The 26,171-nt window shown below is 65.1% G+C and carries 23 protein-coding genes; 8 read left to right on the top strand and 15 right to left on the bottom strand.

Going from position 1 to position 26,171, the window contains the following annotated elements; genetic code table 11:
* The first annotated feature begins 118 nt into the window (after window positions 1-118).
* Window positions 119-865, top strand: coding sequence for a triose-phosphate isomerase (tpiA, locus tag U1839_RS08555; protein ID WP_332803242.1), 747 nt, complete (start codon window positions 119-121; stop codon window positions 863-865).
* Here the strand turns inward: tpiA and U1839_RS08550 are convergent.
* From U1839_RS08550 to U1839_RS08540, 3 genes are read right to left on the bottom strand one after another with little or no spacing between them, the layout of a single operon-like run.
* Window positions 862-1,230 carry a hypothetical protein gene (locus U1839_RS08550; protein ID WP_332803241.1) on the bottom strand — a complete coding sequence of 123 codons (369 nt, stop codon included), beginning with the start codon at window positions 1,228-1,230 and terminating at the stop codon, window positions 862-864. The two genes, tpiA and U1839_RS08550, sit on opposite strands and share 4 nt — an antisense overlap.
* A gap of 15 nt (window positions 1,231-1,245) precedes the next feature.
* Window positions 1,246-2,637, bottom strand: coding sequence for a leucyl aminopeptidase family protein (locus tag U1839_RS08545; protein WP_332803240.1), 1,392 nt, complete (start codon window positions 2,635-2,637; stop codon window positions 1,246-1,248).
* Window positions 2,637-4,037: a serine hydrolase domain-containing protein gene (locus U1839_RS08540; protein ID WP_332803239.1), complete on the bottom strand. Its 1,401-nt coding sequence runs from the start codon at window positions 4,035-4,037 to the stop codon at window positions 2,637-2,639. Before U1839_RS08540 ends, U1839_RS08545 begins: the two co-directional genes overlap by 1 nt.
* 126 nt (window positions 4,038-4,163) lie before the next feature.
* Here U1839_RS08540 and U1839_RS08535 point away from each other — a divergent pair, with 126 nt between their 5' ends.
* Window positions 4,164-4,961, top strand: coding sequence for a ceramidase domain-containing protein (locus U1839_RS08535; protein ID WP_332803238.1), 798 nt, complete (start codon window positions 4,164-4,166; stop codon window positions 4,959-4,961).
* On the opposite strand, the gene U1839_RS08530 is transcribed toward U1839_RS08535, so the two are convergent.
* Together U1839_RS08530 and rimO are read right to left on the bottom strand one after the other, a co-directional pair.
* Window positions 4,958-5,935: a hypothetical protein gene (locus U1839_RS08530; protein WP_332803237.1), complete on the bottom strand. Its 978-nt coding sequence runs from the start codon at window positions 5,933-5,935 to the stop codon at window positions 4,958-4,960. The two genes, U1839_RS08535 and U1839_RS08530, sit on opposite strands and share 4 nt — an antisense overlap.
* A gap of 39 nt (window positions 5,936-5,974) precedes the next feature.
* Entirely contained in the window at window positions 5,975-7,306 is a 1,332-nt protein-coding gene (rimO, locus tag U1839_RS08525; RefSeq protein WP_332803236.1) for a 30S ribosomal protein S12 methylthiotransferase RimO, read from the bottom strand.
* Window positions 7,307-8,162: 856 nt separating this feature from the next.
* Between rimO and U1839_RS08520 the strand changes: the two genes are divergently transcribed.
* Genes U1839_RS08520 through U1839_RS08510 form a run of 3 tightly spaced genes read left to right on the top strand, consistent with a single transcriptional unit; the run spans window position 8,163 to window position 10,199 of the window.
* Window positions 8,163-8,699, top strand: coding sequence for a DOMON-like domain-containing protein (locus tag U1839_RS08520; RefSeq protein WP_332803235.1), 537 nt, complete (start codon window positions 8,163-8,165; stop codon window positions 8,697-8,699).
* A complete protein-coding gene (locus tag U1839_RS08515) occupies window positions 8,696-9,895 on the top strand; it encodes an exo-beta-N-acetylmuramidase NamZ family protein (protein ID WP_332803234.1) in 1,200 nt (399 codons plus the stop codon). The genes U1839_RS08520 and U1839_RS08515 overlap by 4 nt, the downstream gene beginning before the upstream one ends.
* 25 nt (window positions 9,896-9,920) lie before the next feature.
* The gene (locus U1839_RS08510) at window positions 9,921-10,199 is read left to right on the top strand and encodes a hypothetical protein (RefSeq protein ID WP_332803233.1); all 279 of its coding nucleotides are present in this window, start codon (window positions 9,921-9,923) and stop codon (window positions 10,197-10,199) included.
* Between the two features lie 25 nt (window positions 10,200-10,224).
* Here U1839_RS08510 and U1839_RS08505 read toward each other — a convergent pair whose 3' ends face one another.
* Complete coding sequence (locus U1839_RS08505; protein WP_332803232.1) at window positions 10,225-11,403, bottom strand: vWA domain-containing protein; 1,179 nt, start codon at window positions 11,401-11,403, stop codon at window positions 10,225-10,227.
* Window positions 11,404-11,410: 7 nt separating this feature from the next.
* A complete protein-coding gene (locus U1839_RS08500; RefSeq protein ID WP_332803231.1) occupies window positions 11,411-12,736 on the bottom strand; it encodes a hypothetical protein in 1,326 nt (441 codons plus the stop codon).
* On the opposite strand from U1839_RS08500, the gene U1839_RS08495 reads away from it, so the two are divergent.
* The gene (locus U1839_RS08495; RefSeq protein ID WP_332803230.1) at window positions 12,720-13,067 is read left to right on the top strand and encodes a hypothetical protein; all 348 of its coding nucleotides are present in this window, start codon (window positions 12,720-12,722) and stop codon (window positions 13,065-13,067) included. The two genes, U1839_RS08500 and U1839_RS08495, sit on opposite strands and share 17 nt — an antisense overlap.
* 23 nt (window positions 13,068-13,090) lie before the next feature.
* Here U1839_RS08495 and U1839_RS08490 read toward each other — a convergent pair whose 3' ends face one another.
* Window positions 13,091-13,660, bottom strand: a complete 570-nt coding sequence (locus U1839_RS08490; protein WP_332803229.1) for a CHAP domain-containing protein — start codon at window positions 13,658-13,660, stop codon at window positions 13,091-13,093.
* A gap of 87 nt (window positions 13,661-13,747) precedes the next feature.
* On the opposite strand from U1839_RS08490, the gene U1839_RS08485 reads away from it, so the two are divergent.
* A complete protein-coding gene (locus U1839_RS08485; protein ID WP_332803228.1) occupies window positions 13,748-15,148 on the top strand; it encodes a methyl-accepting chemotaxis protein in 1,401 nt (466 codons plus the stop codon).
* Between the two features lie 17 nt (window positions 15,149-15,165).
* Here the strand turns inward: U1839_RS08485 and U1839_RS08480 are convergent, their stop codons facing one another.
* The 3 genes from U1839_RS08480 to U1839_RS08470 all read right to left on the bottom strand — a co-directional run bounded on the left by U1839_RS08480 (window position 15,166) and on the right by U1839_RS08470 (window position 18,183).
* The gene (locus tag U1839_RS08480; protein ID WP_332803227.1) at window positions 15,166-16,512 is read right to left on the bottom strand and encodes a glycoside hydrolase family 1 protein; all 1,347 of its coding nucleotides are present in this window, start codon (window positions 16,510-16,512) and stop codon (window positions 15,166-15,168) included.
* Between the two features lie 52 nt (window positions 16,513-16,564).
* Window positions 16,565-17,422, bottom strand: a complete 858-nt coding sequence (locus U1839_RS08475) for an AAA family ATPase (protein ID WP_332803226.1) — start codon at window positions 17,420-17,422, stop codon at window positions 16,565-16,567.
* An 80-nt stretch (window positions 17,423-17,502) separates the two neighbouring features.
* Entirely contained in the window at window positions 17,503-18,183 is a 681-nt protein-coding gene (locus U1839_RS08470) for a DUF6975 family protein (protein WP_332803225.1), read from the bottom strand.
* A gap of 608 nt (window positions 18,184-18,791) precedes the next feature.
* Between U1839_RS08470 and U1839_RS08465 the strand changes: the two genes are divergently transcribed.
* Window positions 18,792-20,258 carry a M20/M25/M40 family metallo-hydrolase gene (locus tag U1839_RS08465; protein WP_332803224.1) on the top strand — a complete coding sequence of 489 codons (1,467 nt, stop codon included), beginning with the start codon at window positions 18,792-18,794 and terminating at the stop codon, window positions 20,256-20,258.
* 63 nt (window positions 20,259-20,321) lie between these two features.
* Here the strand turns inward: U1839_RS08465 and rpoD are convergent, their stop codons facing one another.
* From rpoD to U1839_RS08445, 4 genes are read right to left on the bottom strand one after another with little or no spacing between them, the layout of a single operon-like run.
* On the bottom strand, window positions 20,322-22,355 hold the full coding sequence (gene rpoD / locus U1839_RS08460) for an RNA polymerase sigma factor RpoD (protein ID WP_332803223.1): 2,034 nt from the start codon (window positions 22,353-22,355) through the stop codon (window positions 20,322-20,324).
* Complete coding sequence (gene dnaG / locus U1839_RS08455) at window positions 22,355-25,171, bottom strand: DNA primase (protein ID WP_332803222.1); 2,817 nt, start codon at window positions 25,169-25,171, stop codon at window positions 22,355-22,357. The genes rpoD and dnaG overlap by 1 nt, the downstream gene beginning before the upstream one ends.
* Entirely contained in the window at window positions 25,168-25,662 is a 495-nt protein-coding gene (locus U1839_RS08450; protein WP_332803221.1) for an endonuclease domain-containing protein, read from the bottom strand. The genes dnaG and U1839_RS08450 overlap by 4 nt, the downstream gene beginning before the upstream one ends.
* A gap of 1 nt (window position 25,663) precedes the next feature.
* Window positions 25,664-26,116, bottom strand: coding sequence for a GatB/YqeY domain-containing protein (locus tag U1839_RS08445; protein WP_332803220.1), 453 nt, complete (start codon window positions 26,114-26,116; stop codon window positions 25,664-25,666).
* Between the last annotated feature and the right edge of the window lie 55 nt (window positions 26,117-26,171).

The raw sequence follows: 26,171 nt of genomic DNA, 5'->3' as shown, positions 1-26,171 counted from the left end.
GCCGATCTATGCAGAAAACGAAAGACGAAGCGGTCGCTTTACGGACAGGTGCCGGCCGCTTCAAGCTTGTGCGCACGACGTGCCGCGCTAAGCGGGCGTAAAGCAGACAGGGGGACGCATGCGACGCAAGCTGGTGGCGGGCAATTGGAAGATGAACGGCGATCTTGCCGCGCTTGCCGAACTCGACGGTATCGCCGTCGCGGCGGCGGCGCATCCGGATATCGACGTGGCGATGGCTGTGCCGGCGACGCTGATCGCCCCGGCGGCGGCGCGCGCGCCGGGCCTCGCGATCGGCGCCGAGGATGTCCATCCGGCTGACAAGGGCGCGCATACCGGATGCATCTCGGCGAGCATGATCAGGGAGGCTGGCGCCAGCTTCTCGATCGTCGGCCATAGCGAGCGCCGCGCCGATTGCGGCGAGACCGATGCCGATGTGAAGGCCAAGGCGGAGGCACTGCGCCGGCACGGCCTGACCGCGATCCTGTGCGTCGGCGAGACGCTGGCCGAGCGCGATGCCGGGCGCGCGGTCGAGGTGGTGACGATGCAGCTGGCGAGTTCGCTACCCGAGGGCGCGGCCGCGTCGTGGCTGTCGATCGCCTATGAACCGGTCTGGGCGATCGGCACCGGGCGCACCCCGACGGTCGACGATGTGGCGGCGATGCACGGGGCGATTCGCGCCAAGCTGCGCGCGCTGATCGGCGATGACGTGGCGGCGATGCGGTTGCTCTATGGTGGCTCGGTCACCGCCGAAAACGCCGCCGAATTGCTGGGCGCGGGCGATGTCGATGGCGCGCTGGTCGGCGGCGCGAGCCTGACGGCGGCGAAGTTCGTGCCGATCATCGCGGCGGGCGCGACGCGCCCCTAATGATAGAAAGGCTGTGCTCTCATCACCGGTGGGGCGATGAACGCGCTCTCCGAGCTGAGCGTGCACTTGAAGCGCGAGATGTCGACGATCGTCTTTCCGGCGGCGTCGGGGCTCATGCCACCTGTGAACGTGCACAATGACGCTACGGACGGGATCGGCTGACCGGCGCCGAAATAGGTCAGCTTGAACGACACGATATCGCCGGCGCTGGTCCTGCCCAGGATCCCAACGAATGTATGCAAGACTCCCGAATCGGGCGGACGGGCAGATACATCGATGACGGTGATGTCGGGATAGATTGTCTCAGGCGGTGCCAGTGGCGCGGACGCAAGCTGGGCGGACAACAATAACGCTAGAACCGGCATCGCATCATCTCCAGATCAGCCCCCGTACCGCGCCTTGAGCACCGCCCAGCTGGCGCGCAGGCCGAGCGCCTCGCCGCCCTTGGGGCGGCCCGGCTTGGCGGTGGGGCGCCAGGCGAAGGTGTCGAAATGGACCCAGGGGGTGCCTTCGGGGACGAAGCGCCGCAGGAACAACGCCGCCGTTACCGCACCGGCAAAACCGCCATCGGGCGCGTTGACGAGATCGGCGACATCGGAGGCGAACATCTCGTCATAGCCGTCCCATAGCGGCAGCCGCCACAAGGGGTCACCGACGGCAGTGCCGGCCGCCAGCAGTTCCTCGGCCAGGCCATCGTCATTGGCGAAGGTCGCCGGTAGATCGGGCCCGAGCGCGACGCGCGCCGCGCCGGTCAGCGTGGCGAAGTCGATGATCAGTGCCGGATTGTCCTCGCCCGCTTTGGTGATCGCGTCGCCGAGCACCAGCCGCCCCTCGGCATCGGTATTGGTGGTCTCGACCGTCAGGCCCTTGCGCGTTGCCAGCACGTCGCCGGGGCGGAAGGCATTGCCGGCGATGCTGTTCTCGACCGCCGGGATCAGCAAATGCAGCCGCACCTTCAAACGCTCGGCCATCACCAGCCCGGCCAGCGCCAGCGCGTGCGCCGCGCCGCCCATGTCCTTCTTCATCAGCCGCATGCCCGATGAGGGCTTGATGTCGAGCCCGCCCGAATCGAAGCACACGCCCTTGCCGATGATGGCGACGCGCGGATGCGCCGGATTTCCCCATTCGAGCTCGATCAGCCGCGGTTCGCGCCCCTTGGCCGCCGCCTGGCCGACGGCGAGAATCATCGGATAGCCCTTGGCGAGCGCATCGCCCTTGGTGACGTGGAACAGCGCGCCATGCGCCTTGGCCAGTGCCGCCGCCTCATGTTCGAGGTCGGCCGGGCCGAAATCGGCTGCGGCGGTGTTGACGAGGTCGCGGACCTTGGCGGTGGCCGCCGCGATGCGCGTGATCTCGTCGATCCGCGCCGGCTCGCCGGTCAGCAGCACGCGTGGGCCGGTGGGCTTGTCGTCCTTGCGGTAGCGCTCGAAGCGATATTGGGCAAGCAACCAGCCGAGCATCGCCGCGCCCGGTTCCCCCTCGGCGAGACGATAGGTTCCCTCGGGCAGCTGATCGCCGAGCGAGGCGATGCGCCAGGGCGAGCTTTCCGCCTCGTTGCACACCAGCAGCATCGACCAGTCATCGGCCTTGTCGCCGGGCAGCACGGCGCGGTTGCCGGCCTTGCCGGTCAGCCGATGCGCGGCGACGGCGGTGCGGACGCGCGGCGGTTGCGCGGCGAGCCATTTCTCCCACGCATCGGGATGGACGACATGAATCAGGCGAGCGGGCTGCCCGCGATCGGCTTGCAGCAATCCTGCGAAACGGTCTGTCATCAGTCGGCCGGCGAAATGAGGAATTGTTCGAACCGGCCATTGCCGCCGGGTTCGAGGAAGGTGCTGAGGATCAATGTCTTGCCCTTGTAAGCGAGGCGATAGCTGCGCAGCACGAAGCCGCCGCGCAGCCGCATCGGCCCGGCCTGGGTGAAGCTCGTCGGCGTGCCGAGCGGCGCCAGGCTGGTGTGGTAATCCGCGATCGCGGTCGGCGTGAAGTAGAAATTGGCATTGTCGGTCAGTTGTGCGCGGTCGAGCTGGCCGGCGCGCAGCTGGTCGAACAGGGCGCGAGCGCGGATCCCGGCCGCAAGATCGGCCGCGCTTGCCGGGGCCGGCGGGAGCAGCGCCTTGGACAGCGCTTCGGCGATGCTCGACGCCGCGCCGCTCGACCAGGTGTTGGTCAGCACGACGAATGCCGCCTTGTCGTCGGGGAAGACGAGATTGTCGGAGATGAACCCGACCGCCTCGCCGCTGTGCTCGATCATCCGCCGCCCGTCCTGCGCACCGACGAACACGCCCAAGCCGTAGCGCGAATTGCTGCCGTCGCTCAGCCGGATCGGCGTTTCCTGGGTCTTCCAGTCTTCCGAGGTGAGGATCGTGCGGTCGATCCGTGCAATGTCCCATTTGGCGAGGTCGGCAGCGCTCATCGACAATTCGCCGGCCGCGAACAGCCAGCCCTGCGCGGCAGGTGGCTCGGGACGCAGCGGCCCGAACGCGTGGCGGCCATAGCCTTGCGGGAAATTGGGGCCGATCGCGAGATCCTGATCATAGGCGGTGATGCCGAGCGGCTCGAAGATCCGGTGCTGGAGGAAGGCGAGCAGCGGCTGACCGGCGACCTTTTCGACGATCAGCCCGGCGACGACGTAACCCGTGTTGGAATATTGCCATTGCGTACCCGGTGCGAAGTCGAGCGGCTTCCTGGCCCAGCGATCGAGAATGCCCTGCGGCGTGACCGGGGTCGCCATCGCCTTGAAGCTGTAATCCTGCGGCCAGTAATCCTGCAGCCCCGAGGTGTGACTGAGCAACTGGCGGATCGTGATGTGGTCGCCCTGGGTGATGCCGGGGATATATTTCGCCACCACGTCGTCGAGGCTCAGCTTCCCTTCACGGGCGAGCAGCAGCACGGCGGCGCCGGCGAACTGCTTGGAGATCGAGGCGATCTGGTACGGCGCCGTGGCGGGCGCGACCGGCATCGTCTCGGACGCCTTGCCATAAGCTTTGGCGAGCACGATCCGCCCGCCGCGCACGACGGCGATCGAGGCCGAAGGCGTGCCGGTGGCGGCCAGTTGCGCCGTGACGATCTTGTCGACCTGCGCCTGCTCGGCGGTAGTCAGATCCTGCGCGAGGGCGGGCCCGGCGAACAGCAGGGTTGCGGCAATGACGAGAGAGCGGAACGGACGCATGGAAATCCTCGGTACGCGACGGACGAGGTCGCGAACCTTACAGAATGGCGCGCCTTGCGCCAGAGCCTGCGGCGATAGCCTTTCGTGTTCGCCGTGCTAGGTTGTGTGCGACGGGGGGAGGGCGACATGAGCCAGGCAATCACGAGGCGCACGATGGCGGTCGCGCTCCTGCTGACCGCGCTCTCCGCGCTGGCGGTGCTTGCGCTGCTCACATGGCTTGGCCCGAACTGGGCGGCCTTTGCGCCGGCGACCTGTACCGCGACGCACTGCTTCTGCGAGCTGCCGCGGAGCGGCGCGCTGATCGTGCAGCCCGCCGACAGCTGGTCGTCCTATGGTTATGTCCTGATCGGTTTCCTGATGATCCTGATCGCCGGTGAGCGTGACGACGGATCGGCGATGCCGCCGCTCGCCGCGCGTACGCTCGGAATTACCGCGATCATCGTCGGGCTCGGCTCGGTGCTGATGCATGCCACGCTGACGCTGTGGGGCCAGTTTCTCGATGTGCTCGGCATGTATCTGGTGGGTTCGTTCCTGCTGGTGGGGGCGCTGACGCGGTGGCGGCGCATCCCGGATGGTCGCGCGATTCTGCTCTATGTCGCGTTGTGCGCGTGTCTCACGGTCGGGCTGATCGTCGTGCCCGAGGTGCGGCGCTGGCTGTTCGCGGTGCTGCTCAACCTCGCCATCCTGGTCGAACTGGTCTTCGCGCGACCGCTGCGGCCGGGCGCGCGGCTCTCGCTCTATCTCGGCGGGATTCTCGCCACAGCGGTCGCCTTCGCGATCTGGATCCTCGACCAGCAGGGCGTGGTGTGTGCGCCGCGCAGCCTGTTACAGGGTCACGCGGCGTGGCATTTGCTCGGCGCGTTCTCGCTATGGCTGACCTTCTGCTATTATCGCAGCGAGCGAGCGCCGCGCAGCCCGGGCTAATGTCTCGCAGCCGTCGCGAGATGCGCCGCAGGCGGGCTCAGTGCCAAGGTCGGGCCGTCGCCGCATAGCGTCATCATCCGGTCGATCATGGCCACCAGCCGGTTGCGCGCGCCGGCGAGGCCGGCGGGTGTCGATCCGGTCTCGGCGGTCTCGAGATTGACGTAGCGCAGGCCGTGCAGCGAGGCATAGTTGGACAGCGACCCGTCGCTGATCGTCACGCGTTCGAACACGATGTTGAAGTCCGCCGCACCGAGCCGCCGCGCGCAGAAGGCGCCGCGCGGATCGCCATCGACCGGATAGGGCGTCAGCGCGAGCGTGTCGTCATCGTCGAAGGGCCAGGCGCGGCCGATCGACGCGCTCGGATGGAAGCGCGCGGTGCACAATTTGATCGAGATGGTGCCGCTGCCGCCATAAGGCGGGCGCGGGCAGGAGGAGAGCGTCGCGTCGAAGCCCGGCTCGTTGGTGTGCAAGGCGACGATCAGCCGCGGCGGCATGCCGAGGTCGGCGAGGATCGTGCCGGCATAGAGCGGCAAGGCGTCGTAGAAATTGCGGTTGGGGTCGACCGGCGCCGCGCCCCCGCCGGCGTTGAAGCGCGCGGCATAGCTGTCCGCGACCGGGTCGCTGTCGACCGCGATGACGACGCCGCCCCATGAGCGCAGCGCGATCAGCGCGGCGGCGAAGGTCGCATTCTCGTTATCGTGCGGCAAGACCCAGAGCGGCCCGTCGCGGTGGCGCAGATTGGCGATACGCCACAAGCGCCACGTCACCGGCCCCTCGCGAAAACTGATCCGGCTGACCGACAGTCCCTCCCAGGCCTCGGGATCGCGGTTGCGTGCGAAATCCTCGTCGGTAACGGTCAGCGGGTCGATCGACGCGACTACGGGTGCGATGTCGCGCGAGACATAGGTTTGCGCCGACGCCGGCGTCGCGAAAGACGCCAGCAGCCCGATCGCGAATCCGTTACGCCAGCGCATCGTTAACCATTTAAGGCCGTCGGAGCGCCGCGCAATGGCTCAGGCTGTGACGGGTACCCCGAACAGGTCGTGCTCGTCAGCATCCTCGATCTCGACCGCGACGATGTCGCCGACCGCGAGATGCCCGGCATCGCGCAGGTGCACTTCGCCGTCGATCTCCGGCGCATCGGCCTGCGAGCGGCCGGTCGCGCCCTGTTCGTCGACCACGTCAATGATCACGTCGAGCGTCCGGCCGATCTTGGCCTGGAGCTTGGCGGCGGAAATAGCCGCAGTCTTCTCCATGATGCGTGCGTAACGCTCTTCCTTGAGCGCTTCGGGCACATGGTCGGGGAGCGCATTGGCGGCGGCGCCTTCGACAGGCTCGAAACGGAACGCGCCGACGCGGTCGAGCTGCGCCTCGTCGAGCCAGTCGAGCAGATACTGGAAGTCGGCCTCGGTCTCGCCGGGAAAGCCGACCACGAAGGTCGAGCGGATCGTGATGTCGGGGGCGATCTCGCGCCATTTGCGGATGCGTTCGAGCACCTTGGCCTCGTTCGCCGGGCGCTTCATCGCGCGCAGCACATTGGGCGCGGCATGCTGGAACGGAATGTCGAGATAGGGGAGGATCAGCCCCTCGGCCATCAGCGGGATGACATGGTCGACATGCGGATAGGGGTAGACATAGTGCAGCCGCACCCAGGGCGCGATCTTGCCGAGCTCGCGCGACAGGTCGGTCATGTGTGCGCGCACCTCGCCGCCATGCCACGGGCGCGGCTGGTGGCGGATATCGACACCGTAGGCCGAGGTATCCTGGCTGATCACCAGCAATTCCTTGGTCCCGGCCGCGACCAGTTTTTCGGCCTCGCGCAGGATCGCATCGGGGCGGCGGCTGACCAGATCGCCGCGCAGCGATGGAATGATGCAGAAGGCGCAGCGATGATTGCAGCCCTCGGAGATCTTCAAATAGCTGTAGTGGCGCGGCGTCAGCTTGAGCCCGGCATCGGGCACCAGGTTGAGAAAGGCCGAGGGCGGCATCGGCGCCGCTTCGTGTACCGCGCCGACTACTTCCTCATATTGATGCGCGCCGGTCACCGCGAGCACCTGCGGGAAGCGCGCGCGGATCGCCTCGGCTTCCTTCCCCATGCAGCCCGTGACGATGACGCGGCCATTTTCGGCGATCGCCTCGCCGATCGCTTCGAGGCTCTCTTCCTTGGCGGAATCGAGAAAGCCGCAGGTGTTGACCAGCACGACATCGGCGCCGGCATAGTCGGGCGACATCTGATAGCCGTCGGCGCGCAGCTTGGTCAGGATGCGCTCGCTGTCGACCAGATTCTTGGGACAGCCGAGCGAAACCATGCCGACGCGCGGCGGGGAGGGGAGGACAGTAGCCATGGGAGGCGGGGCACATAGGCCATGTGCGCGGGTTTTTCCAGTGAGGTATATCCCATCTCCTTTGACCCTCCCCGGCAACGCCATGTCGGGATGATTGCGCCGCTGTCTTCCTCATCGCCAGCCGCCGGTACAGGCTCTATCCGGTTCGACAGGAAACGGGTCTGTCATGTACCGGTATTGGACGTGCGCATCGTCCAACTTATCAGCGCTGTTCAGAAGAATAATTTTTTCAGGCGCTGTTCCTTGCTCAATCAACGTAATTTGAGCATATAATCAATAGATTGGTACGTAATAATCGCCATTCAGGAACAGCGGTGGAACAGCCGCATAACAGCGGAAATAACAGCGCCACGAGCAGCCGGGAACAGCGCTCGGAACAGCCGATCTAACATCCAACATCGACCATGAGAATGAGCCCCGCCGCGTCGGTAAGAGCGCATTGACGGCATGATTGGATAACAGTGCCGACACTGCGGTTGAATCAGGCCGCACGGGCATTAGCGCGATAGCGCTGTATCAGCGTCGTGCGAGAACCCGATCATGATGAGATCGCCTTATGCCAGACTACGATAATCGGAGCGTGCGAGCCGTTTCCATCAAGGTGTACGACGAACGCCCTTGCTGATCATTGCATTGCGCGTGACTATGAGGCCGCACCGGACCGCGTGCGAAGTCTTGGACGATATCGCCTTGGCACCGGCGCGAATTCCAGATGGAGGATTGGAAACGTGCGTGGAAGATTCGCGAGATTGAGGGCTGAACCCGGAATGGGAAGATTTGTGCGAGCGGATCGCTAATCCATGAGCGACAACCCAACAGGGCCCCGGCCTTCGCCGGGGAAGGATGGCGGTGCGCGATGCTGATGCTGGTCCCACACCCCGACTTTCCGAGCGTCGCGGTGACAGCGATCGGGACCGATGTTGGCCGGCGCCCCGGAGGTGCGTTGATGCTCCGCTTTTTTGTCGAAGGTGATCTGGGCGGGGTGGTGTGGCCCTCATTCGACGGGCCTGCCGATCGCACCGACGGTTTGTGGCAGCATAGCTGCTTTGAGGCGTTCGTGGGGTTCGTTGATGAACCGGGCTATTGTGAGTTGAACTTCGCGACGTCGATGAAATGGGCAGCCTACCGCTTCGATGGTTACCGCACCGGGATGCGCAACATTGAGAAGGTAGAGAAATTCGGTCACTGGTTGCACGGTGTCGGAAGTGCCGCGATGTATTTCATTCTTCCCGATCTCGCTGCACCACGCGAGTGGCGGGTTGGTCTGTCGGTGGTGATCGAAGCGACGGACGGCACCAAATCCTACTGGGCGCTCGCCCATCCTCCCGGCAAACCCGATTTCCACAACGCGGATTGCTTTACCGCGCGGCTCGCGGCACCTGAGCGGGCATGAAATTCGGTATCGATCGCCTGCTCGCCGACCCCGCGCTGCGCGTCCCGCTCATCGGCAAGCGCGTCGCGCTGCTCGCGCACCCCGCCTCGGTCACCGCCAATCTGACACATTCGATCGATGCGTTGATGGCGTGCAACGGCATCAACGTCACCGCCGCGTTCGGGCCGCAGCACGGGCTGCGCGGCGACCTGCAGGACAATATGATGGAGTCGCCCGACTTCACCGACCAGACCTATGGCATCCCCGTGTTCAGCCTGTACGGCGAGGTGCGCCGCCCGACCGGCCAGTCGATGGGCACCTTCGACACCATCCTGATCGACCTGCAGGACGTCGGCTGCCGCATCTACACCTTCGTGACGACACTGCTCTACGTACTCGAAGCGGCCGCCGCGCATGGCAAGGCGGTGTGGGTGCTCGATCGCCCCAATCCCGCCGGCCGCCCGATCGAGGGGCTGACCCTGTTGCCCGGCTGGGAAAGCTTTGTCGGTGCTGGCCCGATGCCGATGCGCCATGGGCTGACGCTCGGCGAGCTTGGCCACTGGTTTATCGATCACTTCAAGCTCGACGTCGATTATCGTGTCATTGCAATGGAGGGCTGGGCGCCCGAGGTCGGGCCCGGCCATGGCTGGCCGCCCGAGCGCGTGTGGGTCAACCCGAGCCCCAACGCCGCCAACGTCAACATGGCACGCGCCTATGCCGGCACGGTGATGCTCGAAGGCACCAACCTGTCCGAAGGTCGCGGCACCACCCGTCCGCTCGAGCTGTTCGGCGCGCCCGATATCGACGCGCGCGCAGTGATTGCGGAAATGCGCCGCATCGCGCCTGACTGGCTCACCGGTTGCACCTTGCGCGACATCTGGTTCGAACCGACCTTCCACAAGCATGCGAAGACGCTGTGCAACGGCGTGTTCATTCATGCCGAGGGTCCGTCCTACGATCACGCCGCCTTCCGCCCATGGCGGCTCCAGGCACTCGGCTTCAAGGCGATCCGCGCGCTCTATCCCGATTATAATTTGTGGCGCGACTTCCCGTATGAATATGTCTTCGACAAGCTCGCCATCGACGTGATCAATGCCGGGCCGGGACTGCGCGAATGGGTCGATGATGGCGAAGCGGCGCCGGCCGATCTCGACGCGCTGACGCAACCTGACGAACTCGCCTGGGACGATGCTCGTCGCGCGCACCTGCTCTATTGACCATGGTGTAGGCGGCTCTACCGATATGCTCATCCTGGCGACGTTCGATCTGGCCAACGCCGATCGCGCGCTTTTCGATTCCTATGAAGCGAAGGTACTACCGTTGCTCGCCAGGCATGGCGCACGGATCGAATGGCGCGTTCGCGCAGCAGATCGTTCCTCCGAGACCCACCTGCTCCATTTTCCGGATGCGATCTCACTCGCGTCCTATCGTGCGGATCCGGATCGGCTGGCGGCATCCGGCGATTGGGAAAATTGCGGTGCGACGTCGGTTCAGATTGAGGTCGAAAGTCTCGGAATTTGATCCGGCAAGGGCCAGTGGGGGCGTATCACCGCTTGCGCGTCAGCTCGCGCATCGCATCGTCGAGGCCGCTCAGCGACAGCGGGTACATCCGGTCGTTCATCAACTCGCGGATGATCTTCACCGACTGCGAATAGCCCCATTGCTGCTCGGGCACCGGGTTGAGCCACACCGCGGCTGGATATGTCGTGGTCATGCGGTGCAGCCACACCGCGCCAGATTCCTCGTTGAAATGCTCGACCGAGCCGCCCGGATGGGTGATCTCGTACGGGCTCATCGACGCGTCGCCGACGAACACCAGCTTATAGTCATGGCCGAACTTGTGCAGTACGTCCCATAGCGGCGTGCGCTCGGCGAAGCGGCGGCGATTGTCCTTCCACACCCCTTCGTACGGGCAATTGTGGAAGTAGAAGAATTCGAGATTCTTGAACTCGGTGGTCGCCGCCGAGAACAGCTCCTCACACAGCTTGACGAACGGATCCATCGAGCCGCCGACATCGAGGAACAGCAGCAGCTTCACGGCATTGTGGCGCTCGGGCCGCATCACCACGTCGAGCCAGCCCTGCCGCGCGGTGCCGTCGATCGTCGCGTCGATATCGAGTTCGTCCGCCGCGCCCTCGCGCGCGAAGCGGCGGAGCCGGCGCAGCGCGATCTTGATGTTGCGGGTGCCCAGTTCCTTGGTGTTGTCGAGATTGCGGAACTCGCGCTGGTCCCACACCTTGAGCGCGCGCTTGTGCTTGCTCTCGCCACCGATCCGCACGCCCTCGGGGTTGTAACCCGAATTGCCATAGGGCGAGGTGCCGCCGGTCCCGATCCACTTGTTGCCGCCCTGGTGGCGACCTTCCTGTTCGTCGAGCCGCTTCTTGAGCGTCTCCATGATCTCGTCCCACGAGCCGAGCGCCTTGATCGCCTCCATCTCCTCGGGGGTCAGGAACTTCTCCGCCACCGCGCGCAGCCACTCCGCCGGAATCTGGGTCTGCTGCGTGCCATAGGTGGTGGCGATTCCCTTGAAGACCTTGGCGAACACCTGGTCGAAGCGATCGAGGAGACCCTCGTCCTTCACATAGGTCGCGCGGGCGAGGTAATAGAAATCCTCCGGCGTCCGCTCGATCACCTCGCGGTCGAGCGCCTCGAGCAGGATGAGATGCTCCTTGAGGCTTGCCGGAATGCCCGCCGCGCGCAGTTCGTCGAGGAAGTTCAGGAACATGGTGCGATCACTTCTTCATCAAATCCGAGGAAATCTCGACGTTGCTGTCACCATTCTGTTTCAAGGCCAGAGCGGCGCGCACCGTGAAAAGTCCGGGCAGAGCCCCACCCAGTACGCGGGTCAATTCGGCATTATCGGGCAGGCGGTCGATCTGGCCATAGACCGTGAAACGAGCAATCTCGGCCTTTCCGATCGTATAGGCTTTGGTGATTAGGTCCTTGCGGACGGTAATCACGCCGCCTTCGTCGTCGAGCGGCACGAGGATGATGTGGGGCTGCGGCTCGCCGGCCGGTTGCAACACCTCCAATTTCTGGTCGCCGATGGTGATTTCGCCGCGCAAACACATCGGCGTAAGTCCGTTGGCAGGAAAGGGCGGTGCGATTTTGGATTTCGGGTCGACGCCGAGATTGTCGCTGGCCGCGACCATGGCCTCGCCCAGCGCGCTGGCGACCGCCTTGCCATTCTTGAACAGTGCCGCCGTCCCTGAGGGAGCCGGTGGGCAGGGCGCCGCAATCTGCGCCGGGGCAACCGTGGCGCTCATCGTCTTTTCCTGCAGGCGCGCGGCGGCGAGAAACGCGTCCAGCGATGCCTCTACGTCACCGCGCCGCGCGAGTGGCCCCGACACACGAAGCTTCACGATCCAGCGTCCAACCTTCGCAAAGGCGGCGCCACTTGCCAGCACCCCGGAATTCTTGAGCTCGCCGCCGACATAGATCGTCCTGATCGCGGCATTGCTGCGTCCCCCCAGCGGAGCCAACCCCTCCGCAACGCGGGTTACCTTGGCGCCGTAGACCTGGTGGATGGTCTTGTCGGTGCGATATTCCGCCAGCGCGGGGTCGCCATATGCCGGGAGGTAGACGTAGATCGTCGCCCATAGCGCTTTGTCTGCGCTCTGATATTCTGCGGCGCTGTCGAGCCCTTCGCCTTGGTGGGTGAATTCGCTGGTCTTGGTCAAATGCAAGCCGGCGATCTCGCGCGGGAAGGAAATGCCCGCTGCCGCTGCGTCGATCCGGTCGCCCGCTTCTTTCCAGATTCCTGACACCGACTGTGCCGCGGCGGGGCTGGCGATCAACATCGCGAGGAGAAGCAGATAACGCGTCAACGGTTTGCCCTCGCGGAATGGCGACGATCTGTGATGTGCCTCAGCATCAGCGTGCTCGCAAGGGATCGATAGCGTTTCACGGCACCTTTGATCCATCCGCCCGCTGCGTTCCCTCCCGCAGATTTTGTATTCTTTTGTCCAATCATCCCATGTCGCTCGCGCGCATTTTATCGCCCGGGCCGGTGCCCGATCATGAACGACGACGGGGGTTGTGATGAAGTTGAAGCTCATTGGCGCAGGCGCAGTCGCTTTCGCCGCTCTGTTCCTCGCCAGTTCGGCGGAAGCGCAGTGCAAGGACGGCAAGAACCGCAGGATCAAGATTATCAACGATACGAGCTTCTCGATGCGCGAGATTTACGGCTCGAACGTCGGCGCCGATTCGTGGCAGGAGGACGTGCTCGGGCGCAAGGTGCTCAGCCCGGGAAACACCGTCACGGTCAATTTCGACGACGGCTCGTGCTATTGCAATTTCGATCTCAAGGCGGTGTTCTCGGACGATACCTCGACCATCCGGCGTGGTTTCAACGTCTGCACCGAAGCGAGCTGGCGCATTCACGAATAGCGGCGCGGCGTATCGACGCCGCGTCAGCGGACATAGGCGTCGATCAGCGCGCCGACATAATCCGGATCGCGCCCGGTCAGCTCGGGCGCGGTTTTCGCACGGGCCTGCGTCCGCCCCACCGGTGTGCCGTAGATGAAGCCATAGACCGGGTAGGCGGTCGAACCGAGGCCGTCGACGCCGCGATACCATACCCGCACGTCGCTCCAGTCGCCATTGGCCGAGACGTCGGTCAACGTCACATCCTGCTCGGCATGCCCGCGCGCGCCGGCGATGCGCGACCAGTTGGCGTGCGTGACCATCACCACGCGTGACGTGACCACGCGGCTGATCACCGCGACATGCCCGAGCGGCAGGCGCGCGCTGCGCGCGAACACGATCACCGCGCCGACCCTGGGTTGATAACCGCGACGATAGCGGCCCTCGGCCTGATCCCACCACGTCCAGGCATCGCCATAGATCTGGATGCCCGAGGCCGCGCGCGCAAAGGGCACGCATTCGCCGACATAGTCGAGCAGCGAGGCACCCTGCGCCGGAACGGCCGACAGCGCGGCCGCAACGAGGCATATCCGTAGCAGTGACGAGCTTGCGAGCATATCGATCGCCTAGCGGGCACGGCGTGACCAGCCGGTTGCGCGCCACGGTTAATTCGTTGGAAACCAAGCTGCTGTAACGCAGGCGATATGAAAATGGGTCCCGTGCCTGCCGTTGACGTACAGCATATCGACGCCGCGGCGCGGCAGTCGGGCGAACTTGCCATCGGCTGCACCGATGCGGCCGGGCAGATCCGCGAGGTGGCCGACAGCATTGCCGGCCAGACCGCCGTGCTCGAAGATCTGCGCGGCGTGCTTGCCGCGCTCGAAGCCGATCAGCGTCAGGTCGCCAACGCCACCGCCGAAGCGCGCGCGCTGTCCGAAAATGCCCGTCGCCGGCTCGACGCCAGCGGCACGACGATCGCGGTGTCGATCGGCGAATTCGTTGAACTGACTGCGCTCGTCGCGCGGCTCGGCGACAAGATCACCAGCTTCGCCGCCGCAATGACGCAAGTGCGGCGCACTACCCAGACGATCGACGACATCGCCCGCACCACCAAGATGCTGGCGCTCAATGCCGCAATCGAGGCGCAGCGCGCCGGCGACGCGGGGCGTTCGTTCGCGGTGGTCGCCGACGAGATCAAGAAATTGTCGCGCGATACCCAGGCGGCGACCGACGAGATCAGCGTCACCATGTCGCAACTGTCGAACGAGGCCGAGGCCTTTGCCGAGGAAGTCGGCATCGGCGTCGAGCGCAGCCGCGATGCCGAGCGCGGCTTTGCCGTCGCGACCGATACTTTTGCCGAGGTCACGCGGCTGGTGCAGGATGTCGACCGCCAGACCGACGACATCGCACGCTCGACCAGTCTGATCCATGACGGCGTGTGCCGGCTGGGCGACGAACTCGATGGCTTCTCCACCGCGGCGGGCGCCAATAGCGCGCGGCTCGGCGATGCGCATGACCGCATGGTGTCACTCGAAGCGCAGGCGCATGGCGTCCTCGATACGCTGGTGCGATCGGGGCTGGAGACCGCCGATCGCGCCTTTGTCGATGCCGCGATCGGCTGGCGCGACAAGGTCGTCGCGCTGACCGAGGGCGCCCTGGCCAGCGGAAAGCTCAGCGAGTCCGCGCTGTTCGACACCCACTACCGGCCGATTCCGCGCTCGAATCCGCCGCGCTTCGATACCGCACTCAATGGCTTTGCCGATGGCGCGTGGCGCACCCTGCTCGACCAGATCATCGCGTCGATGCCGGGGATCGTGTCGACCGCGGCGACCGACATCAACGGTTATCTGCCGACGCACACCACCCAATATAGCCGCGTGCCGACCGGCGATCCGGTTCACGACGCGGCCTATTGCCGCAATCGTCGCATTTTCTCCGACGCGACCGACGCGATCGCCAAGGCCAGCACCAAGCCCTTTCACATCGCCGTGTTCCGCCGCGAGCGCGAGGATGGCGGCTATAATGTCGTGCGCAACGTCTATGTCCCGATGGTCATCCGTGGCCGCCGCTGGGGCGATCTCGAAATCGCCTACCGCGTCGATTAAGTCGCGCTGAGCAGCCGCTATACGAGGTTGGCGCGCGCCCGCCGTCCCAGATGCACCGCGCTCGGTTTGGGCGTGCGCTTGAAGGTCGTGCGATCGACCGCGACGAGACCGAATTTCTGGGTGTAGCCGAACACCCATTCGAAATTGTCGAGCAGCGACCAGTGGATATAACCGCGCACGTCGATGCCCTCGTCGAGGCACGCGCGCACGCCGGCCAGCGCGCCGTCGATATAGGCGATACGTCGCGTGTCGTCATTGGTCGCGATGCCATTCTCGGTGACATAGATCGGCTTACCGGTCTTGGCGGCGGCGTATCGGATCGTGTGCGCCAGCGCTTCGGGATAATATTCGTAGCCGGCCGCCGTCAGTTCGGCGCCCGACGGTGGGGGCAGGGTGCCGTTGGCGCCGACGCGGTGGCGCGTATAGGTCTGCACGCCGACGAAATCGCTCTTTGCCGCCTGCTCGATCCATGGGCCGTAAAGTTGCGCCGCGACCTCCTCGGCCTTGTCGGCCGCGCCTTCGCCGACGCTTTCGATCGCCTGCATGCTGATCGTCACGCCGACCGGGAAATCGCCCGGCCCGGCCTTCATCGCGGCAAAGGCGCGCTCATGGGCTGCGACCATGTTCGCTTCGCTCTTCTCGATATCGGCGAACAGCACTGAGGCGAAGCGATCCGACCCTGAGGCTTTGGCGCATGCGGCGAGCATCGCGCGGACGGCCGGCTCGAACGCTTTCGCGTCTGGCCGCGCGCGCACGATGCGCGCGATATTTGCTTCGTTGAAGGTAGAGGCCGCACTGATCAATGGCCCGAGCCGCGCGGTCGCCTTTTCGGCGAAGCGCGCGAACAGCTCGGGGCTGTCGGCCTGCTCGAAGCCGCCGCGCGCCGCGAACCAGCGCGGCACGGTCCAGTGGCTATAGGTGACGATCGGGGCGAGGCCATGCGCGTGGCATGCTTCGAGCACGCGCAGATAATGGTCGAGCTCGGCCATGCTGAACTTGCCCGGCTCGGGTTCGATCCGCGCCCATTCGATGCCGAAGCGATGCGCATTGAAGCCAAGCTTCGCGGCCAGCGCGATGTCTTCCTCATAGCGATGATAGCTGTCGCATGCGTCGAGCGAGGGTTCGGAAAACAGCGTCGGCTTGACGTTTTCGGCGAGCCAGAAATCGGCGTTGCTGTTGTTGCCCTCGATCTGGTGCGCCGCGGTTGCCGTGCCCCAGAGAAAGCCCTTGGGCAGCACCTTGCGTCGCTTTGGGCTGGGTTGCGCGGCCTCGACCGGCGCCGCCGTCGACGCCAATGTGGCCGCCAGCCCGATCGATCCGCCGATCACCGTACGTCGTGAAACCGCGCCGCCATCGTCCGTCACTATCCGCTCCCCTTCTTCGGGAGGTTAGAACAGCAATGGCGGATGGGAAAGCCTAGGGCCGCTGGTTGCTCTGGCGCTTGGCCATGAAGGCGAGCCGCTCGAACAGCATCACGTCCTGCTCGTTCTTGAGCAGTGCGCCGTGCAGCGGCGGGATGGCCTTGGTCGGGTCGCGATTCTGCAGCACGTCGAGCGGCATGTCCTCGTGAAGCAGCAGCTTGAGCCAGTCGAGCAGTTCGCTGGTGCTCGGCTTCTTCTTCAGCCCCGGGACCTCGCGCACGTCGTAGAAGATATCCATCGCCTTGTTGACGAGGATCTTCTGGATGCCGGGAAAGTGCACGTCGATGATCGCCTGCATCGTCTCGCGATCGGGGAATTTGATATAGTGGAAGAAGCAGCGGCGCAGGAACGCGTCGGGCAGTTCCTTCTCGTTGTTCGAGGTGATCACGACGATCGGCCGTTCGGCCGCGCGCACCATCTCCTTGGTCTCGTAGACATGGAATTCCATGCGATCGAGTTCTTGGAGCAGATCGTTGGGGAACTCGATATCGGCCTTGTCGATCTCGTCGATCAGCAACACGGGCACCTCGGGGGCGGTGAACGCCTCCCACAGCTTGCCGCGGCGGATATAGTTGCCGATGTCGTGGACGCGCTCGTCGCCAAGCTGGCCGTCGCGCAGCCGCGCCACCGCGTCATATTCGTACAGCCCCTGCTGTGCCTTGGTGGTTGACTTGATGTTCCACTCGATCAGCGGCGCATTGACCGCCTTGGCGATTTCATAGGCGAGCACGGTCTTGCCCGTGCCGGGCTCACCCTTGACCAGCAACGGGCGGCGCAGCGTGACGGCGGCGTTGACCGCGACCTTCAGGTCGTCGGTCGCGACATAGCTTTGCGTGCCCTCGAAGCGCTTCATGCGGCTCAATCCCGTTTCATTTGAAAATCGGGTACGGGATAGAGGGAATGTATCGCGCTGCGCAAGCGCCCCTGATGGGGTTAGTGCCGGTCGCGGGCGCTGGCACGGGCTTCAAGCAGGTCCCACAGGCCGCGGTGCTGCGCGAAGACCTGCTGCGCACCGAACGCCATGGCGCGTTGCAGCACCGCGGAATCGGACAAGGTCGCGACGATCGTCGCGATCTCGATCGCGTCGGGCAAAGCCATTTTGGGCGGGGTAACGCCGAAGCGCGCCGCTGCCACATCCATGGTGTCGCGAAACGCATACCAGTCGATCACAAGCGCGATCGCCGCGCCGGTCGCGCACCCGGCGCGGCCGGATCGGGCGAGCATGTCGAAGGCATGACGCTGCGCCACCAGCGCGGCGTCGGTCTCGGCCTGCCCTGGCGTCGAGGGCAACGGCCCCGCTGCCGCCGTCAGTGTGGCGAGAAAGGCGCGCTCGGCGGCAAAGCCTTCGGTCGCGACCTCGACCCAGGCCGGCGCTACGCGGCCCGCGTCGGGCGCGCCGCCGCGGTGGCGTGACGCTTCATCGAACAGATCGGTGGTGCGGCCGTGTACCGAGCAGATTGCATGAACCGCATCGGCCAGATCGCGCTGCGCGGCACCCGCGAGCGACAGCCGCAGCAGGTGGGGATGGCGCGCACTGCCATCGGACGCGGCGAGGGCGGCGATGACGTCCCATCCTGTGCCGATCCCGCGTAGCTGAGTCGATTCGAAAGCCATGAAACCCCGCGTCATTCCGAGCGAGCGCGACAATGATTGCGCGCGCACGCCGGTTTCGCCGCAAGTGATATACCGAACCACGTAAAGACGTGGTTTAGCCGCGGTTAAGTCTGTCTCAATGCTTTTCGGTCCGCGGCAGGTAATGGCGCGATTACTGCCACTTTGGCGCCATCATTGGCATAATCCTAACAACGGTGCTGCTATCACGGTGCTGCACCCGTCGCCTTCCATCGGTGCGGTGTCCCATCGGAACCCCGGCGAACGGCTGGCCCCTTTCGCCGGGGTTTTTGGTCGCGCGGGAGATACGCGCGGCGCTTGTCGGTTGTCCCGGCATCCCATAGCATCGGCCCACAGGGGAGTGGGGCATGATGACGAAATGGTGGGCAATTCTGGCGGCGACGGTCGGAGCGATTGTCCTTGCGATCATGGCGACGACTCCGCCCACGCCGCCAACATTGGCTGCGTCCGCACCGCAATTTTCGGCCACGCGTGCGATGGCAGACATAGCGGTGATCGCCCGGGCGCCGCATCCCACGGGAAGCGCGGAAGACGCCGCGGTTCGCGCTTATCTCGGTGCGCGTTTGCAAGCGATGGGGCTGGAAGTGTCCATGCCGACCGGTACCATGAGCACGGCGGCCGCGCAGCGCCTCGCGGCCTGGCGTGGCCATCCCGCGCCGCCGCCGCCACTGGTCAATGTCGTTGCTGTCCTTCCCGGGCAGGATCGCACGCTGCCTGCCGTCCTGCTGATGGCGCATCATGACAGCGTCTGGGGTTCGCCTGGCGCGGCGGACGATGGCGCCGGTGTCGCGGCGGCACTCGAAACGATCCGGCTGATCAAGGCGGCCGGTCCACGGCGTCGCGACCTGATCGTGCTGTTCAGCGATGGCGAGGAACTCGGCCTCCAAGGCGCCAGGGCCTTCTTCGCCAATGATCCACGTCGCGCTCATGTTGGCGTGATCGTCAATATGGAGACGCGCGGCGGCGGCGGCCGTGCCTCGATGTTCGAAACAGGCAGCGACAATGGCGCGATGATGCGGTTGTTCGCACAGGCGGTGCATCGCCCGGTGACCACATCGCTCAGCGTCTTCATCTACAAGAAACTGCCCAATTCGACCGACTACACAGTCGCCAAGAAGCTCGGTTACCCAGGCTTCAACTTCGCCTTTATCGGCCGACCCGCGCTGTACCATTCGCCGCTCGCGACGCCTGACGCGCTCGATCAGGGGGCGTTGCAGGATATGGGGCGGCAGGTGCTCGATCTCACCCGCGCGTTGCTCGCCGCGCCGACGCTCCCCGGCAAGGCGCCCGATCGCGTCTTTTTCGACGCGTTCGGCCTGATGCTGATCAGCTATGCGGTGTGGGTCGGCTGGGTGCTGCTCGCCATTGGCGCGCTCGGTTACGGCGTGGCGGCGTTCGGTCGCGCGCGGCTCGGCGACATGGCGCGCGGCTCGGGCATGACGCTGGCTCTGCTCGTAGGGGCAGGAGTGCTGCTCTACGTCGGCAACCTCGTTTCGGGCGCCGACGGCAAGGTCAATTACTATGACCGCCTTGCCGCAATCCCCCGGCTCGAAGTTCAGGCGCTGTTGCTCTGCCTTGCGGGCGCTGCCGCGATATGGGGCCTGATCGCCGCCGTCCGGCCCGGTAATGCCGGGCAGACGAGCGGAATGGCGGCGCCGTTGCTGCTACTCGGGCTGTTCGCGCAGGCGACGGCGCCAACCGCGGCCTTTCCGATCGTCGTGCCGCTGTTGCTGGGGGGCGGCGCGGTGGCGATCGGGCGCTTCGCGGGCAGTCGCGCCGGAACGGTGGCGAGTGTGATCGCCGCGATGCTCGCTATCGGTTACATGCTCGCGCTCGGTTTCCAACTGATCGAGGCGGTCGGGCCTAACATGCCGATGGTCGCGGCGGTGCCGTTGGCGATTGGCGCCGTGCTGGCCGCGCCGTTGATCCCGGCGGTCTCGCGCCGCACCGCGCTGGTGACGGCGGGCGTGCTTGTCCTCTTCGCGCTGGCGATCGCCTTGTGGGTGCGGCTCGACGCCGTCGCGCCGAGCGTCGCGGTCTATAGCAGCGACCATTGAGCGCATGAAAAAAGGGCCGCGGCGGTGTCCCGTCGCGGCCCTTTTCGGTAATCGTTGGTCAGCTTACTGGTCGAGGAACGACCGCATCTTGCGGCTGCGGCTCGGATGCTTGAGCTTCCTCAGCGCCTTGGCCTCGATCTGACGGATGCGCTCGCGCGTCACGCTGAACTGCTGGCCGACTTCCTCGAGCGTGTGGTCGGTGTTCATGCCGATGCCGAAGCGCATGCGCAGCACACGCTCCTCGCGCGGCGTCAGCGAGGCGAGGACGCGGGTGACCGTTTCCTTCAGATTGGCCTGGATCGCCGCATCGACCGGGATCACCGCATTCTTGTCCTCGATGAAATCGCCGAGATGCGAATCCTCCTCGTCGCCGATCGGCGTTTCTAGGGAGATCGGCTCCTTGGCGATCTTCATCACCTTGCGGACCTTTTCGAGCGGCATGCTCAGCCGCTCGGCCATTTCCTCGGGCGTCGGCTCGCGGCCCTGCTCGTGGAGGAACTGGCGGCTGGTCCGCACCAGCTTGTTGATCGTCTCGATCATATGCACCGGAATACGGATGGTGCGCGCCTGGTCGGCGATCGAACGCGTGATCGCCTGGCGGATCCACCACGTCGCATAGGTCGAGAATTTGTAGCCGCGGCGATATTCGAACTTATCGACCGCCTTCATCAGGCCGATATTGCCCTCCTGGATGAGATCCAGGAACTGCAGCCCGCGATTGGTATATTTCTTGGCGATCGAGATCACGAGTCGGAGATTGGCCTCGACCATCTCCTTCTTGGCGATCCGTGCCTCGCGCTCGCCCTTTTGTACCATGTTGACGATGCGGCGGAATTCGCCGAGCGACATACCGGTCGCCTGGCTGATCTCGGCGATCTCGACACGCACCCGGTCGACCGCGTCGGCCTCGTTGGTGACGAAGGCGGTCCATTTCTTGTCGAGGCTGCCAACCGTCGGCAGCCAGTTCTCGTCGAGCTCATGCCCGATATAGCGATCGAGGAAATCCTTGCGCGGCACCTTGTGGCGCTCGGCGAGGCGCAACATCTGCCCGCCCAGCGCCGTCAGGCGCCGGTTGAAGGCATAGAGCTGGTCGACGAGATATTCGATCTTGGCGTTGTGGAACTGGACGCTCTCGACCTCGGCCGTCAGCTCTTCGCGCAGCTTCTGATATTTGCGCTCGTCCGCCGCCGTCAGCTCGCCGCCAGCGCCCATCTGATCCAGGCGGCTGGCCTGCATCTTGGAGAATTTCTTGTAGATCGAGGTGATGTTGGCAAAGCGCTCGAGCGCGAGCGGCTTGAGCTGCTCCTCCATCTGCGCGAGGCTGAGGGTATTGTCCTCTTCCTCGTCGTCCGACGGGCGCGGCGTGCGCCGCTCGGTCATCGACTCTTCGTCCTCGTCGACCGCGGCGACCTCTTCGGGCTCTTCCTCTTCCTTGAAGGACGGGCCGGCATTCTTCTCGCTGATCTCGCCATCGCCTTCCTCACCATCTTCGGTGAGGCTTTCCGGCGCCGGATCCTTCGACAGCATCGCATCGAGATCGAGGATCTCGCGCAACTGCATCGTGCCCTCGTTGAGCGCGGTCGACCAGTCGATGATCGCGTTGAAGGTGATGGGGCTCTCGCACAGGCCGAGAATCATCGTGTCGCGCCCGGCCTCGATGCGCTTCGCAATGGCGATTTCGCCCTCGCGGCTTAGCAACTCGACCGCGCCCATCTCGCGCAGATACATCCGCACCGGATCATCGGTGCGGTCGATGATTTCCTTTTTCTTGGTTTCGAGCGCGGGGGCGTTCTCCTCGGCCGAATCGACCGCCTCGACATCGTCCTCCTGCGCCTCGGCGTCGTCGCCATCCTCGCCGGCTTCGTCATTCTCGACGATGTTGATGCCCATCTCGCTGAGCGCGGCGCTCATGTCCTCGATCTGGTCCGACGACATCTCGCCTTGCGGCAAGGCCTCGTTGAGCTGATCGTAGGTGATGTAGCCGCGCTTCTTGGCGCGCGTGATCACCTTGCGGATCGACGCGTCGTTCAAATCGATCAGCGGCGCGTCGGTCACTTCGACCCCGTCTTCGCCACCGCCACCGTCCATCTTCGCCATCAACTGCCCTCGGTACCTAATGCTCGCGCGTCTTCATCCGACTGAACCAGATTTGCAAGTCGCGCGTCCAGCGCCTGTTTGTCTTTCACGAGCGACACCTGCCGCTCGAACGCTTCATCCGTGTAGTTTCTCATCAGTGCGGCCGTCGCTTCCGCCAGCTCGGCGTCGATCTCGGGACGCGACACCAGAATATGGATCGCCTCGTCAAGATCGGCGCGAGCCCGGGCTTCATCCGCACCTTTCGGCGCGAATGTGGCCCGATCCGCACGGAGTAAATCGCCCGTCACATCATCGAATCCGGATGAGGCCAATATGGTAACGAGGCGCGCGCTATCAAGCGCCTGTTCTTCGATCGCAAAATCTACCACCGCCTTGAACAGCTGACCGAGCGCGCCATCGGCCTGTTTCAACCGGTCGAGCACGTCCATGTGTCGCGCGATTTCGGTCGGATGGTTGATCAGCCCTGCCAGCACTGCCTTGGCAAGCACCCGGTCGATTCCGCCGGCGCGGATGCCCTGCGCGGCCGGGTGATTGCCGCCGATCGGGGCAGGGGGGGGCCAGCGGCCGTTCTTCTGCGTGGCACGTTGCGCCTTGCGCTCGACATAGGGCGTGCGCTTCTTGGCGTAGAGGTCGTCGAAGCGACGGCGGAAGTCGGCGAGATATTCCTGGCGGACATTGGCATCGGCGATCGACGCGGCGAGCTCGCCGAGTCGCTGCTTCAATCCGGCCTTCTGTTCCGGCGTGTCGAGCGGCTCGGCGGCCACCTCATGCGCCCATAACCGCGCGACCAGCGACTCGGGTTCCTTGAGCAATGCCTCGAACGCGCCGGGCCCCTTGGCGCGCACCAGGTCGTCTGGGTCCTGCCCCGCCGGCAGCGTCACGAACGACAGGCTGCGCCCCGGCGCGAGCATCGGCATCGCGCGCTGGGCCGCGCGGATCGATGCTTTTTGCCCCGCGCTATCGCCGTCGAAGCACAGGATCGGCACGTCGACCAGACGCCACAGCCGCTCGAGCTGCGCCTCGGTCAGCGCCGTGCCGAGCGGCGCGACGGCCTCGCCGAACCCGGCCTGGGCCAGCGCGATCACGTCCATATAGCCTTCGACGACGAGCAGGCGACCCGACTTGCGGCTCGCCGGTGCGGCGCGATCGAGATTGTAGAGATTGCGCCCCTTGTCGAACAATGGCGTCTCGGGTGAGTTGAGATATTTCGGCTCGCCGTCCCCGATCACGCGGCCGCCGAACGCAATCACGCGCCCGCGCGGGTCGCGGATCGGGATCATCAGCCGGCCGCGGAAGCGGTCATACGGCTCCTTGTCGTCGACCTTGATCAGCATGCCGGATTCGACCAGCAGCGCGTCGCCATATTCCTTCAGCGCGGTCCTGAGCTTGCCGCGCGAATCCGGCGCAAAGCCGAGCGAGAAGGCCTTTGCCGTTTCCGCCCTGATCCCGCGCTTCTCCAGCACCGCGCGCGCCTCGGCGCCGGCGATCCCGTTGAGCTGCTCGGTGAACCATGTCGCGGCATCGGCGCACACCTCGTGCAGCCCCTTGGCGCGCTCGGCCTTCTCGGCGGCGCGCGCATCGAGCGCCGGCATCTCCATGCCCGCCGCCTGGACCAGCTCCTTCACCGCATCGATGAACGGCAGCCCGCGCTGCTCGGTCATCCAGCGGATCGCGTCGCCATGCGCACCGCAGCCGAAGCAGTTGCCGGTCAGGATATTGTCTTCCAGGGCAAAGGCATGTTCGCCCGGCACCTCAGCGCAGAAGACAGGTTCGATGTGGTCGGATTGTTCGACCGAGGAAACCACCCAGCGCAGCCGATCGAATGCTTTGCTGTGTCCGCTAAAGCGCGATCGTGCTTCGGCGAGCAAAAACAGCGCCCGGTCCAGCGTGGACGAGACGAAATGTATCCGGTGCAGGGCGGATGGCGCCGCACCGAATCCCTTTCGCATCAGGGTGGTCCGGCCATAGGTCGCGATGCCTACCCTCAACGCGATATCACGCACCGCGTCGAGCGCCGCCGGATCGGCGGAATTGAGCATCACGGTGCCGTCCTTGGCGACGTGCCCGTCGGCGGCGAGATATCCGGCGATGAAACCCAACAGATAAGAATCCGGCATCGACATGTCGGGAAGCTGCTTCATCGCCTCGAATGCGCGACCGCCGTAAATGCGGAGATAATGTTTGCCCGGCGCGCGCTCGTGTCGATGATGCTGTTGGTCGGGAAACCAGGGTGCCAGCTGTGCATCCTTGTCGCCGTGTAGATTGATCGTGCCATAGACGCCCTGGTACATCGTGCCGTCGCCGAAGATGATGCCATGGCGCACACCTTCCGGGTCGAGCTGCCAGTCGTGCCGGCGCGGCGGCAGGGCACTTTCCAGAGCGTGATTTTTCTTGAGGTCCGCCGTCACCACCTCGGACGCGCGGCCGTTGACGAACCAGCGATGGCCATCAGTGGCCCAGATCGATTTCTTTAACCCGTTTCGCGTCAGGTCGATCTTCCACAGCCGCTGCGTGCCGTAACAGCGGAAGGACGAGTCGATCCACTGTCCGTTGCGCGACAGGACCGTCGTGCGTGTGCCTTCGAGGCTGTCGATCCGCCGCGTGCCCTCGCGCGTGATCACCATCGTTTCGCCGGCCAGGCAATGGTAGAAGGCCTTGTCGTCGTTGACGTAGAAGCTCGGGCTCTTCTCGTTGTGGAAAGGACAACAGGCGCGCCACTCCCGCCCGGCCTTTTGCAGCTTGGTGGTGCGGCCGATCAGCGTCGACAGCAGGGTGCGCGAGCGGAGCTCGTCGAGAAATTGCGGGGTGAGGGTCATGAACTCCCCTCCGGTGGTGCGGTCGGCGTCGCTTCCGCTCCCCCTCCCGCTTGCGGGAGGGGGCTGGGGGGTGGGCACCCGGCAGCCGCGCTCGCTGCGTTCAAGATTGTCTCCAACACCCCGGCCATATTCGTCGTCAGATCATTATTCCAGAACCGCAGAACGCGGTAACCCGCCGCCTCGATAGCGCTCGTTCGCGCTGCATCATATTCAGCCGCTTCGGCATGCTGACTGCCGTCCAGCTCCACGACGAGCCGAACCGAGCGACAAACAAAATCGCCGAAATATCCGGCAATCGGCATCTGCCGTGAGAATTTGAGGCCGCCTAGCTGAGACCCTTTCAACTGGAGCCAGAGGCGCGCTTCAGCTTCGGTCGGCTCGTTGCGTAGGTCGCGCGCCCTTTCCGTCGGTCGGCCAAGCCGAAACCGGTCGCCCACCCCTCGATCCCCTCCCGCAGGCGGGAGGGGAGGAAGAAGTGGGCGCTCACCCATCCTACGCCAGCGCCGCCTTCACCAGCCCGCTCGCCTTGCTCATGTCGAGCGTCTGCGCGTGGCGCGCCTTCAGTTCGGCCATCACCCGGCCCATGTCCTTCATGCCCGATGCGCCGAGTTCGGCCTTGATCGCCTCGATCGCCGCCTTCGTCTCGTCCTCGCCCATCTGCGTCGGCAGGAAGCGCTCGATCACCGCGATCTCGCCCAGTTCGGTATCGGCCAGTTCCTGGCGCCCGCCCTTCACGAACATCTCGACCGATTCGCGGCGCTGCTTGATCATTTTCTGCAGCACCTCGATGACCAACGTATCGTCATCGGCCGGGCTGCTCCCGGTGCGCGCCTCGATGTCGCGGTTCTTGATCGTGCTCTGTACGAGGCGCAGCGCGGCGGTGGTCGCCTTGTCGCCGCCCTTCATGGCGCTGACGAGCGCGTTCTTGATATCGTCGCGAATCATTCCCGGTCCTTTGCGGTTATCCGTAACCCTAGACCGCCGGGCCGGGCTTTAACAG

The sequence above is a fragment of the Parasphingomonas halimpatiens genome (genome assembly GCF_036663795.1).
In the GTDB taxonomy this organism is placed as follows: Bacteria; Pseudomonadota; Alphaproteobacteria; order Sphingomonadales; family Sphingomonadaceae; genus Sphingomonas.
This window is presented reverse-complemented; position numbering and strand designations above follow the sequence as displayed.